Annotated in this window: 9 protein-coding genes and 1 pseudogene; 4 read left to right on the forward strand and 6 right to left on the reverse strand. The window is 23.3% G+C overall.

The genetic code is table 4. The features are described from left to right. Positions 1-65 precede the first annotated feature (65 nt). Positions 66-2,300 carry an MIP family Ig-specific serine endopeptidase gene (locus HF996_RS03670; RefSeq protein ID WP_168910680.1) on the forward strand — a complete coding sequence of 745 codons (2,235 nt, stop codon included), beginning with the start codon at positions 66-68 and terminating at the stop codon, positions 2,298-2,300. A gap of 46 nt (positions 2,301-2,346) precedes the next feature. Here the strand turns inward: HF996_RS03670 and HF996_RS03675 are convergent, their stop codons facing one another. Both HF996_RS03675 and HF996_RS03680 read right to left on the reverse strand, forming a co-directional pair. Next, a complete protein-coding gene (locus tag HF996_RS03675; protein WP_168910681.1) occupies positions 2,347-3,966 on the reverse strand; it encodes an ABC transporter ATP-binding protein in 1,620 nt (539 codons plus the stop codon). 14 nt (positions 3,967-3,980) lie between these two features. Beyond that, positions 3,981-5,585 carry an ATP-binding cassette domain-containing protein gene (locus HF996_RS03680; RefSeq protein WP_168910682.1) on the reverse strand — a complete coding sequence of 535 codons (1,605 nt, stop codon included), beginning with the start codon at positions 5,583-5,585 and terminating at the stop codon, positions 3,981-3,983. A gap of 339 nt (positions 5,586-5,924) precedes the next feature. On the opposite strand from HF996_RS03680, the gene HF996_RS03685 reads away from it, so the two are divergent. Beyond that, a complete protein-coding gene (locus HF996_RS03685) occupies positions 5,925-8,282 on the forward strand; it encodes an HsdM family class I SAM-dependent methyltransferase (RefSeq protein WP_168910683.1) in 2,358 nt (785 codons plus the stop codon). Positions 8,283-8,462: 180 nt separating this feature from the next. On the opposite strand, the gene HF996_RS03690 is transcribed toward HF996_RS03685, so the two are convergent. Continuing rightward, positions 8,463-9,839 (reverse strand): ABC transporter ATP-binding protein, encoded by a 1,377-nt coding sequence (locus HF996_RS03690; RefSeq protein ID WP_334199178.1) that lies wholly within the window; start codon positions 9,837-9,839, stop codon positions 8,463-8,465. Between the two features lie 247 nt (positions 9,840-10,086). Next, on the reverse strand, positions 10,087-11,613 hold the full coding sequence (locus HF996_RS03695) for an ATP-binding cassette domain-containing protein (RefSeq protein ID WP_254427712.1): 1,527 nt from the start codon (positions 11,611-11,613) through the stop codon (positions 10,087-10,089). Positions 11,614-11,853: 240 nt separating this feature from the next. Between HF996_RS03695 and HF996_RS04205 the strand changes: the two genes are divergently transcribed. Further along, the gene (locus HF996_RS04205) at positions 11,854-12,081 is read left to right on the forward strand and encodes a DpnII family type II restriction endonuclease (RefSeq protein WP_442929192.1); all 228 of its coding nucleotides are present in this window, start codon (positions 11,854-11,856) and stop codon (positions 12,079-12,081) included. Positions 12,082-12,298: 217 nt separating this feature from the next. After that, on the forward strand, positions 12,299-13,117 hold the full coding sequence (locus HF996_RS03705) for a DUF3800 domain-containing protein (RefSeq protein WP_168910686.1): 819 nt from the start codon (positions 12,299-12,301) through the stop codon (positions 13,115-13,117). A gap of 7 nt (positions 13,118-13,124) precedes the next feature. Here the strand turns inward: HF996_RS03705 and HF996_RS04175 are convergent, their stop codons facing one another. Both HF996_RS04175 and HF996_RS04180 read right to left on the reverse strand, forming a co-directional pair. After that, positions 13,125-13,304: a hypothetical protein gene (locus HF996_RS04175; protein ID WP_334199179.1), complete on the reverse strand. Its 180-nt coding sequence runs from the start codon at positions 13,302-13,304 to the stop codon at positions 13,125-13,127. Between the two features lie 140 nt (positions 13,305-13,444). Beyond that, positions 13,445-13,672: pseudogene (locus tag HF996_RS04180) on the reverse strand (MSC_0618 family F1-like ATPase beta subunit); the annotation flags it as partial. Positions 13,673-13,694: the final 22 nt, after the last annotated feature.

Here is a 13,694-nt window from a genome sequence, read left to right on the forward strand (position 1 = left end):
TTTTTTTATTGTTAAATTTACAAAAAAAAAAAAAAGAATAAAATTTACTTAGATTTTGGAGTATTATGAAAAAACTAAAAAGTTTATTATTGATAGCTGTAATTCCTTCATTTTCCTTCTTAATTTCTTGTGCAGAAGAAAAATCAAGCAAGCAACTTTTAGAAGAAATTGCTTTAAAAATAAAGCCTTTTATTAATTCTAATAAGAAGTTTGACCAAAGAGTATTGCAAAAAGTAGATTTTGAGAAGAAAGATAATAACGAAGCAACCTTAAACATTGCTTTAAATCCTGATTTTTTTTCTATTTTTTCTGATCCGAGATCAAAATTAAATTTAGAAGTGAGAATTACTGGAATAAAAGATACTCAATATAAAAGAAAAACTGATTTTGGAGATAATCAAGTTAATTTTGAGTTTCAAAATTTAGACCCTACTGTAGACTATCAAGTGGGCCTTATTATGATTAATGACAGAGTTATTGAATTACCAACAACAAAGTCAGATAATTTTACATTGGAAATAAAAGCTTCTGAAATGAAGGCAACTGGAGAAAATAATGGGAAAAATGAAGGTGAAAATCCTCCTGATAATCCTCCAGTAGACGAAACACCTGATAAAGAAATGCCACCTGAAAATACTAATCCACAAGATGATTTAACTGATCAAGATGAACAAGGTAACAAAATTTTAAAACCACCTACAGATGGTGATTTTCAAAATCCTAAAACCGGTGGAGATTTTGGTTTACCAGAAGGATTTACTTTTCCTAGTGTGGAAAAAGGAAAAAATGCTGATAAATATCCTCCTTTTGCTTCAAAGTATAAAGCTGTTGATCCTCAAGTTTTGTATAAAGAGCTTTATGATAGAACATTTTCAATAAAGTTTGGTGTTACTTTGAACAAAGGTGTGAAAGTCTATGGTTCACCTGAAAACAAATTTTTAGCTACTGAAAATGGAACTGCTTGGTTACTAGATTATCACAAAAAAGATGCCAACAACTACAAACTATTTTTCGCTACTAATCTTCATGTTGCTTCTCATTTATCAAATACTTTAGATAAACACCTTTTGACTAAATTTAATTATGAAGACCCTAGCCAAGACAAAGCTACTTCAATTTCTATAGGAAAATCTGCTAAAGCACCTCAAACTTTTGCAACTCACAATAATAATTATGATTTTTCTAAAGATCCTAATAACGTAGCTAAATTCTATGCCTCAGATGATAATTTTAAAAATGCAAATTTTACTGACTTATCAGCCCTAGTAACTACAAAAACTAATGCTTTTACTAGTGGACCGAAACTCATATTTGCGGGTTATGACTTTATTGATAGAAAATATATCCAACCTTTTCAAGAAGAATTGCTAACAAAAATACAAAATAGCCTAGATTCTTATAAAAATCGTGAAGGATCTGATGAAGAATACAGTGAATATAATATTTTGAAAAAAACTTTGGAAACAAAAGAATTTATACCTTTATACACAGATTTTGCTGTTTTTGAACTAGATGTTGATTTATCAAATGCTGATAAAACACTAAAAGATTGGATACTAAAAGCTATCAATGCACTTGATCAGTATATAAAGAGAAATAAAGAAAATGAGCTTCCAAATCAAGACAAATCTATTTCTACTTATATGCAAACTGTTGATTATATTACTGCTTCAAGAACAAGTAATTATCAAAATTTAACTAACTCCAAAAATGCTTATATGCTTGGCTATCCTGGAATTGATGGTGGAAAATCTTCACTGGCTTGAAATAATCCAACAGAAAGAAATAATGACACCGAACCAGCTTCTTATTGACGAGCACCTGAAAATAAAAATGCTTTTGCAATTCCAGGCAACGATAATGAACGAAAAATGTTAAATTTTAATTTAAATCCATATCCAAAAGTATTTCACAAAACATTAGGTGATTACTATGGGTATACACAAAATATCAGATTTTCTTCTCTATATTTTGGGGCTTCCGGTTCATTAGTTTATAATGAATTTGGACAAATGGTAGGAATTTATAGTCTTGTGCAATCAAGTGGTGAAAGATGAGATTTATTAAAAAGAGCTTCATTTACTCCTTTTTTACTTTCTAAAGATGTTAAGGACACAGTAAGCAATAAAGTTATTAAAGCATATAATTTAATTGATGGTTCTGATACTCAAAACTCCCCTGCTCAAACACGTTCTTATAGACAAAACTTAAAAGAAATTTATCCTAATGGTTTTGAAAATGGTAATTATAAAACTGCTTTATTTCCCGAAGGATTTAAAGCCATTAATATTCAAAGATAATAAACAAAAAAGAAGCAAAAATGCTTCTTTTTTGTTTATGTTTGATTTAATCTAAAGAAATTATTTGATCAAATTTAGATACAAAGTTTGAATCAAAATGATGTGTTATAAAAAGAATAGTTAAATTTTTATCTGAAAGTAAATTGGAAACAATTTTGTCGAAATTATCTTGGTCTAAATTGGATAATCCTTCATCAATAATTAAAATTTCTTTTGGTTTATACAACGATCTAGCAAGATGAATTTTCTGGGTTTGTCCAGTTGAAAAATTATCTAAGTCACTTTCAATTGTTTTTTCAAGCTCTAAGTTTTGATAGTTGATTTTCTCTAATATTGGAAATATTTCTTCTTTTGGTTGCTGTTCTAAAAGGGTGATATTTTCTAAAGTTGATGCATTAATTAAATCTGAATTATTGTATACATAATTAATATGGTTATTTATAGAATCAGGATTTATTGTTTTTATATCATATTTGTTATTTATTAAAATTTCACCTCCAAATTTCTTCTCAATGCCTAATAAAATCCTTGAAAATGTAGACTTTCCAGACCCATTGGCTCCTTTTAGTAAATATTTTTTACCCTTTTGAATTTCTAAATTTAAATTATTAAATAAAACTCTATCTTCTAATTTATAGTTTAAATTTTTAATACTAATTAAAGAAAAAGTTTCTTCTAAGTCTTGCAATTGATATTCAGAATTTTCTACTTTAAATACAAGATCTTGTTTGAAAGATTTAATATTTCTTCAACTTGCTATTAAATTAGGAAATGAATCAAAAAGTTCTTCTATGTCAGAAAAGAAAGTATCAAAACATAGTTGTACTAAAGCTACCAAAGAAATATTTGCAAATATAATTACTTCATTATCTAAATTCTTATGAGAATCTCAAAGAGAAAATACAACTATTGATATAGTAAATAAAAAAGAAAATAATTTGCTTGTATTCTTATTTACAAAAGAAATAAAATTTGATAACTTGGAATATTTTTTCTCATATTTTAAAAGACTTTGATATCTTATATCTATAACATCTTCTAATTTATTAGTTTTATTTAATACATATAAAGTTGGTAAATTCTTTAAAAAATCACTTAAAGACGAATTAAATTCTGATTGTTTTTTCAATTTTGTTTCTAATAAAGTACTTAATTTTTTGGATAAAAATGATGTATATAAAAAGAAAATTGATAATATTAAAACAGTAACTAAACCTAATTTTCAAGAAAAGGAAAATATAATTCCTAAAGTTATTCCAATAATAGAAATAATTTTGATAATTTTGAACAATTCAGAATAAAAATTAGAAATAATAGTTTCAGCACTATTGTTTATTTGCGAATAGTAATAACCAGGTGATTTTTCATTATAGTCTTTGAATGTTACTTTTAGTAAGAAAGACTGGAATTGCTTAAAAAGCTTCATTTTATGATGAATTAAAAAACCTTTAAAATAAGCAGTATTTATTGTGTCAAAAAATCATAAAATCAATGAAGCTAAAAAGTAAGATATACTTCAAAACAAAAGAAAAAACCAATTTTCGTTGATAATAGAATAAAAAATAAAATAAGGCGAAATAATACTAAAAACTTTAAAAGCAATAGTAAATATTACATTAATTCAGTTTCAAATAATAAATCAAAAATGTTTTGGTGGTTGGTTCATTGCTTTTCCTATAATTAAATAATTTCATCAAATAAATGCTTAATTTCTTCTGGAATATGATGGCTTACGATAAAGACTGTTTTATTTTTCTGAGATAAAAAATCTTTATAAATTTTTAAAACATCATCTTTATATATATTATCAAATGCTTCATCCAAACACATAATATTTAAGTCTTGGTATTCTAATCTCGCAAGTGCAATTTTCTGTTTTTCACCTTCAGATAAAACAGAATTATTTATTTCTTTATTTAAATCTGAAAATTCTAAAATTCTATATTTATTAACCAAAAATTCTAATTTTTCTTTGTCTAAATTCTTATCTCACAAACTTATATTATTCTCTAAAGTATCTTGAAAAATAACATTTTCGTTTGTAAGTAAAGCTATGTTTTTTCTTAAACTTTCATCTGAAATAGTTTTGTATTCTAATTTGTTGTTTATTAGTATTTGACCTTCATAATTAGTGATTAAACCGGAAATTAATTTCAAAAGTGTGGATTTTCCTTTTCCTGAAGGTGATATTATTCCATATTTTTTAGTTGTTAAAAATTCCAGGTTTAAATCTTGAAAAACCTTTTCATCTTCATTGTACTTAAAACTTAAATTTTTAATGGAAATGCTTCTTATTTCTTCATTTAATTCTATTTTTGAAGAAGAATTTCCTTCTTGTGAAGTAATAAAAATTTCTAAATAAGGTGTAAGGGTTTTAAAAATTAAAGTAAAAGAAAAAACTGATGAAATTGAAAAAATAAAACTGGTAGTTAAAGAAAATAAACTAATAAAAGATTCTCAAGGAAATGTTTTAGTATATGTTAGAACTGATAAAGTAATTAATGAACTAAATAAGAAAACTGAAAAAATAATATCCAAAAAATATTGACTGTAATAAAACTGTTTAAGTAATTGAAATTCTTTTGTATATTTATCCAAAACCTGATTTTTTAAGAAGGTTTTAAAAATTTTTCTTTTATTGAAAAAGTAAAATAGTTTGAATAAACTAAAAAATTTGATTTGTTTTTTTGCATTTAAACTTAATATTTTTTCTAATTTTTCTTGTAATTTGTTTAAAACTGAAGAAAACTTCATTAATATAATAATAGAAATAATCAAAGCAATAGCGCAATGTAAAATAATTATTCAAATATTTACTTCTGTCAAAAACAAAAATAAAATAGTAATAGGAATATTAAAAACTGATGAAAAAAGAATAGAATAAATTATTTCATTAATTGAAAAAGCAACTGATAAATTTACATTGTACTTAGAAATATATGAAGTTTTGTTTTCTAAAATATAATCATAAGATTCTTTTGCAATTTTATTAGTTAAAAAACTAATATTTTTTCTTTTGGTATTGTATAAAACATTATTTGTTTTAAAAATTAATATTAATTCAATGATAAAAAACAAAACAAAAGAGACAGCTGAAATACAAATTCAAGTTATAAATTCTGGATTTTGAATTTCTACTTTGTTTTTTATAAATTTTATTAAATAAGAATATGTAAATAAATGAAGATTTAAAAAAGAATACAATAAAAACTTAAGAAAAAAAATAAAAATATTAGATGGTTTATTTAAATTAATAAAATAGCGTACAATACTAAAAAGTTTCATAATTTCCTAAAAGTTTTGGTTTTATAAATAAATTTATATTAAAAAATAACAATTAAGTTATTTTTTAATATAGAAGTTTATAAGTATTTATATTTAATTATTTTATTTTAATTGTAATTGAACCATCATCGTGCTGTGTAATTGTAATTTTTCTTTTCATATTACTCCTTTATTTTTTACTTCTGCAATTAATGTTATAACAATTTAATTTTTCATCAATAAATTTCTATTTGAAAATTTTTATTAAATATTATTACTAAAAAAGTAATTAAATCATTAATTAACAATTGTTATTTTAGTAAAATTATAAAAATATAAAAAAATATGCAAAGGATAAAGATGAAAATATTAAAATCAGAATTCAAAGTTGTAGAAAAATTCAGCACGACTTTAGGACTTAAAAATCAAACAGATGGATCTGTACCTTTATATAAAAAAGACAAAGATGGTTATCAAGCTACAAAACCTGATGGATACTATTTTTATGATGGTGTTATTTTTATTTTAGATGCTAAAAAAGAGAATGCTAAATTTCAAAATCAATTACTTGATTATATGGAATTAGAAAAACACCAAGATATTATAGGATTTCAATATAATGGAAAAGATTTAAATGTTTATATTAGAAATGGTAAAAAAGGTAAATTTAAACTTTTGCAAGAAGAAAAAGAGCTTCAAAACCATACATATTACAAAGAAAAATACTTTAAAAATTCTAAAGAAAATAACGAAGAACTAATAAATCAATTTGCAAAACAACTAGCAAACGCTTTTAGAGAAGCTAAAATTGATAAACAAATGACTGTTCCATTTATCGGTATAGTTATGTTAGCTTACAAATATAGCAATACAAAAAACAGCATTGAGTTTAACAGAAATTCTACTTCTGCTTTATTAGATAGCATTAAAAAAGCTTCTATTGATCAAATTCCTGATTCAGATAATAATACTAATTTAAAATCTAAGCTTCAAAACTTACAAAATTATTTATACAATAGCACATTTAAAACTGTTGATATTTTTGAGTTAAATAATATTGTTGAACTTATTTCAAATGTTTATAACCTTATAAATATTAGTCATAAAAATTATAAAGGTCATGACATAATGAATGCTTTTTTAAAAGTGTTTAGAAAATGAAACTCGGCAGATGCAAAAGAAAAAGGTGAAGTATTTACTCCTGATCATATCGCGCAGTTGATGTATGATTTAATACAAGTAGATGCTTTAAATGATGTTGTTTTAGATCCTACATGTGGATCTGGTACATTTTTAACTAATGCAATGGCGAATATGTTTCAAGATGTTTATTCTTTTTTTAAAAATAAAAAATTAAGCAAAGAAAAAGAAGAACAATATTGTAATCAAGCATGTAAAGATATTAAAAGTAATAAATTAATAGGTATAGAATTAAACGAATTTAATGCTACTTTAGCTGAGATTAACATGCTTTTACATGGAGATGGAAGTAGTAATATAATTCAAAAAGATTGTTTTAAAGAATTACCTCTTTTAAAAGATAAATATTCTAAAGTTTTAATGAATCCCCCTTTTAGTCAAAAAGAATCAGAACTTAAATTTGTTTATGCAACTCTTGAAAATTTAAAAGAAAAAGGGAAAATTGCTGCTATTGTACCTAAATCTTCTTTAAATGGAAGAGTTAAAGAAAATGTAGAATATTTAAAAAAGATTTTTAGGATGGCTAAGGTAAGTCATATAATTTCTTTACCAAGAGATGTATTTCAACCTAATGCAGGAGTAAATACTTCAATTATTGTTCTAGAAAAATATAGCCAAGAAACGATCAAGAAAATTCAAGAATTAGCTTCAAAAAAGAAGGAAATTGAAGAAGATACACAAAATATTTTCTTAATAGATTTTAGTGATGATGGTTTTATTTATGCTAACGAAAGAAGATATAAAACTGATAAATTTGCTTCAAAAATGAAGGAATTACAAAAAATTTTAAAAGGACAATTTTCTCCTTTACAGGCTTTAAAACATAATTTAAGATTTGATGAAGAACTTTCTTTTGAAAGATTTAATACTAATAGAACTTTTGATATTGATGAATCTGTTTTTAAAAAATATATGAAAGAAAACTTTGCAAGTAAAGTACTCTCTGGAATAGAAAATCAAGTCATTTTAAAGAAAAAACATTTATCTAAGTACGAAAATATAAAATTTAAATTTTTTGCTGTTGATGAAATTTTAGATTTTATTTCTAAAGGAAAACAAAAGCAATCTATAGATAGAAAATTAGAAAATAAATTTGAAAAAGGGATACCAATTATAATTGCTAAAAAAGATAACAATGGAGTTGGTGGTTTACTAGAAAATCATTTAGTAGAAGAAGTTTTTCAAGATAAATTCTGTATTATTAATGGAGGTGATGGTGGCGGAGGTAAAACTTATTATTGTGATTTTAAATTTGGTGCTACCTCTTTTGTAAATATTTGTGATTTAAAAGAAAAATATAAAAATATTTTTAATCAATTTCCTTTATCTAAATTCTATTTAGCCATCGTTATTAGTGAAAGATTATTCAAATCTATAGGGCATGGAAGAACACAAAAAAATCAAATTCCTTCTGTTAAAATCAAATTACCAATAGATCAGAATAATCAAATTTATGCTGAATACATGAATGACTTTATTTCTAATTTAGATTTAAAAAATGAACTTTACTATGAATAAATTTGTAATATATTAATCTTAATTTTTCTTAGTTTATATTTATGAAGAAACTAAAAAAGTGAAATTTATTGAATTTCACTTTTTTAGTGTCTAAATTATTTTAGTTTGAACGAATAACTATAATAATAGCAACGATAATTGTTTCTTGCATTTGACACCTCCATTCTGTTATTTTTGTTATTATGTATCAAGATTTATAATTTCATTGAATAAATTAATATATTTTTTCTCCAAATGGTGTGTGATCAGTATTAGTGTTAGGTTCTTATTTTGTAGTAAATTCAATAAAATTTTATCGAAATTTTCGTTATCTAAATTAGATAATCCTTCATCAATAATTAAAATTTCTTTTGATTCATATAATGATCTGGCAAGATGAATTTTTTGAATTTGTCCGGTTGAAAAATTTTCAGTACTTGTGTTAATTTCTTTATCTACATCTAATTCTTCAAAATTAACATCTTTTAATATTTTATCTATATTGGTTTCTTTTTCACTATCTAATAGTGTAATGTTTTCTAACACAGTAGCATCAAAAAGATTTGCATTATTATATACATAATTAATATGTTGATTTAAAGATGTGGCAACAAGATGCTTTATATCAAATTTATTATTTATAACAATATTTCCTTCAAATTTCTTCTCAATTCCTAACAAAATTCTTGCTAATGTTGATTTTCCTGAACCATTTGAACCTTGAATTATGTATTTATTTCCTGCTACAATGTTAAAAGATAAATTATTAAATAAAGTTCTATCAGGAAGTTTAAAGTTTAATTTTTCAATAGAAATTGAGAAAATTTTTTCTTCTAATGTTTCTAGACTTTCTTGTATGTTATCAACTTGAAATTTATTATTATTTTTAAATAACTTTATATTTTTTCAACCTGAAATCATAGATGGATAATTGTCTAATAATTCTTTGGAGGCTGAAAAAAATTGACTAAAAGATAACTGAACTAATATAATTAATGAAATATTTGTAATTATCATCTCGTTATCTTTATTACTGATAAAATAAAATGACCAAACTGCTATTCCAATTGAAATAATTGTGGAAAAAAATTGACTAGAATATTCATTAAAAACTGAAATTAAATCTGAAAATAAACTAAATCTTTTTCTGGTGAGTCAATTTTGTTTGTTTTTTTCTTTGATTATAAATTCAAATTTATCATCTGAATTCAGTGTTTTTAAAGTAGGTAAAGTCAGAAGATATGTACTTAAAGAATTATTGAAATTAGAAATTGCTTGCAATTGTGTTGTTTGAAGTTTTGTCAATTTTTTTGATAACAATAAAGCAATGAAAAGGAAGAAAATAATAACCGCTAAAACAACCAAAGCTAATATATAATTAATTCAAAAGAAGACTCCTAAAGTCACTAAAATTGTTGATAATGTTTTGAAAAAAGATAATAAATTTGAAAAAAATTGAGAAACACTTTGCTCAATTGTGTTTTCTATTTCTGAATAATAATAACCACTAGAATTTTTATTATATTGTTTATACTGTGCTTTTATCAAAAAATTTGTTATGGTTTTGATAAGTTTCATTTTATGAAATATTAAAAAACCTTTAAAATAAGCACTATTCATAAAGCTCAAAAATGTTGTTACTATTTTCGTCAAAAAGAAAAGAATTATGATTATTCAAAATAATATTAAATTTTCATTTTGAATTGAATAAAAAATGAAATAGGGTGAAACAATTACAAAAAAATTAAAAATAACTGAAATAATTAAATATAGTCAATTTCAAAAAATAAAAAAATTATGTTTTATTGAATATTTCATATTTTCCTTATATTTCTATTATCTGATCAAACAATGGTTTTATTTCTTCAGAAATATGGTGACTTGCAACAAAAATTGTTTTATCAGGTCTAGAGAGTATGTCTTTATAAATTTCTATTGCATCTTCTTTAAAAATGTTATCAAGCGCTTCATCTAAGCATCAAATATTTAAATTTTTGTACTCTAATCTAGCTAAATTAACTTTTTGTTTTTCACCTTCCGATAAATTGGCTGGACTAATATTTGCATCTATTTTTGAAAATTGATTTATTTTATACTTGTTTAATAAAAAATTTACTCTATCTAAATCTGGCTTGGTGTCTCATAAAGTTATGTTATTAAGCAAAGAATCTTCAAAAATCACATTTTCGTTTGTAACTAAAGCTATATTTTTACTTATTTCTTTAGGATTTACGTTTTTATATTCAATAGAATTATTTATTAAAATTTCTCCTTCGTAATTAGATAATAAACCTGAAATTAGCTTCAAAAATAAAGACTTTCCTTTTCCTGAAGGAGAAATTATTGCATATTTTTGGTTTTTTTCAAAAGTAAGATTTAAATTTGAAAAAATAGGAGTTTCTTGGTTATAACTAAAGCTAAGATTCTTAAAATCAATTTTAAAAATATTTTCTTTTAAAGTAATTTTTTTAGAATTATCATCATTTGTTTTTTCAAAAATAACATTTATATATGGATTTAAAGCTTTTTCAGTTAATAAAAAAGAATATAAACTTGCCACACCAGATAATAAGGACATGTTTAACATAAATAGCGAAATAAATTGTGAAATATCAAAAGTTTTATTATATGTAAGTACACCTAAAGTTATGAAATTACTGTAAACAAAAAAAGAAAAAACAACGTTTAGTAAAAATGATTTAAATTGAAATGATTTAAATAAATCATATTCTTGTGTATATTTTTGTAACAATTGAGATTTTAAATATTTTGTAAAAATATTTCTTTTGTTGAAAAAATAAAATAAATTAATTAAACCAAATAACTTAATTTCTTTGCTGGTATATTCTTGTAAAAGTAGTTGGATTTTGCCTTGTATTTTATGAAGTAGCGGGGAATACTTGAATAATAAAAATCCACTAATAATAGAACCAACTACACAATGTAATATTAAAATTCAAGATTGTACATTTAACGAAAACATAAATATAGTGGGGAAAATTATTGAAATTATTCCAGGGAATAAATATAAATAAATGGTGCTTGTTAATGAATTAGCAAACATTAAATTTAAATTGTAATAAGACATATATGTTTCTTTATTTTTGACTAATTCTTGATATGGTTTTTGTATAATAATTTTAGAAACTCTATCAGTATTTTTTTGATAAATAATAAAAGTTGTTTTATTGCTTTGAAAAGTATAAAGTAATTTAAAAACAACAAAGAAAACAAAGGAAAAACAAGTGATTAAAATTCATAAAATAAAATTTGAATTATCAGATTTGTTTTGGTAATTAATAAAATCTATAATATAAGAGTAAGAAAAAATATGCAAATTTAAACATACCATATAAATTGTTTTGATTATAAAAACCAAAAAATTATTTTTCCTGTCTTGATTTAGAATATCCAATGTGCTCTTAAATGTTTTCATAATTTTTATGAATTATAATAAAAAATTAAAAAATTTTATTTAAAAAAAAGAGAATTTTGTCAATTCAAATCAAAAAATATTTTTTTAAAAATATGTAAAAATATAGTAAAAAGTTCTGAGCAGATCCCCTTTTCTTAGAAAAATAGAAAAGGGGATCTGCTCAATAAAGTATTTGATTTTAAATTTACTATAAAAAAGAAAGAATTTTTAGTAGAAACAAACTTTTTTAATTCTACAGGTTCAAAGTTTAACTCTGAAATTGAAAGATTTAAAATTTTAGCTACAGAAAGTCATAAAAATAATTTTGAATTTATTTGAATAGCAGATGGAAAGGGCTTAAAAACACAGAAAGAAAAATTAAAAGGTTTTTTTTGAAAAATATAAGTTATTTAATTTGTATACATTTGAAGACTTTTTAAAATCAAAAGCTATAAAATAGTTGTTAAAAATCAATATTTTGTTAAAATTATTGCATAACAGATATTTACTGATTCCTATGTGGGTTTTAAGCGTAATATTAAGTGCGCCAACTTATCTGGGCTCCTTTGTTTTGAAGGAGTTTTTTATTACTTTTGCTTGTTTTTTTTGTTCTAATTTAGACATGAAAAAAGAAACAGAAAAAATATTTATTTATTTGGATGAATCTTCTACAATTGAGCTGTATGATAAGGAATCTCAAGAAAATGTATTTATTTATGGAGGTTTTTATTGTTTGAGTGAAGAAAATTGCAAAGACATTTTAAATAAAGCTACTTCAAACAAAACTTGAATAAAAACAAAGCAAAAAGGAAAAGAAATAAAAGGTAGAGCATTGCATTTAAAAATAAAAAAAGAGTTAATTACTTTTAAAAATGCAATAGGTGTTATTGCTTTTCTTAAAATTTTATATAAGCAATTTGTTAGCTCAAACGGTAAAAATTATTTTAAATTTTTTATGATAAGTTATTTGATAAATGCTGTTATTGCAAAATTAATATCAAAAAAAATAATTCAGGAACCTATACAAATACATCTATATTTAGGTCAAAATAAAGAAGTGGAAAAAGAAGATAATTGAAAAGAAACATTAAAATCAAAAATTTTGGGAGGATTAGAACTTCAAAAAACAAATTATTTAACTGGTGAAGTGAAAAAACCACGCACTCTTAGTTATACACCTGATATTTTTATTAAAAGTTTAGATTCAAAAACTGAAGAAAAGCTCCAATTAGCAGATGTTATTGCAAATACATTATATCAATCTTATAATGTCGCGAATCTTTCATGAATGAATTTTTGTTATACTAACTTTTTTAATATTCAATTTATAGGCGATGAGTTAGATGTTGGCAAACTTAAGAAACTTCAAGGACTTATTCATACTGAGTTTTTCGGACAATTTTGAAGTGTTATTGAGTGTTCAGATAATCAAAAAGAGTAGATAGCTTCTACTCTTTTTTGTTTAACCCTAATTCTGCGTCAGTAGTAATTTTTAAATTAGAACCAACATAAGAGAAAATTTCAGGACTCTGATTTATATACTCACCGTTAATGATTCTGATTACCGAATCTACTGTTTCTTCTAAAGGAACAAAAACTCCTTTTTCCTTTGTAAAGTGTTCAGTCATGAAGAAGTTTTGTGAGAAAAAGTTTTCAAGTTGTAAAGCTTTTTAACAATAATTTTGCTTTCTTTATCAAGCTCATCAAATCCTAAAATTAGAATAACGTCTTCTAATTCCTTGTATTTTGCAAGGATTTTTAGCTTCAATTATTGCTTTAAAATGTTTTTACCAATAATTTTTTCATTTACTGAATTTGAAGAAGAAGCTAGAGGATCAAAGGTAGGAAAAATATTTTTAGAACTTTGTTCTCTTGATAAAACTAATTTACCATCTAGGTGATTAAAAACCGCAACTGCTGATGGATCTGATAAATCATCCATTGGTAAGAAAATTGTTTGAAAAGAAGTAATTGCACCGTTTTGATTTTTAAAAAGTCTTTCTTGAACTGAAGCAACA

Source organism: Mycoplasma sp. 1654_15, assembly GCF_012516495.1.
GTDB lineage: Bacteria > Bacillota_I > Bacilli_A > Mycoplasmatales > Metamycoplasmataceae > Mesomycoplasma.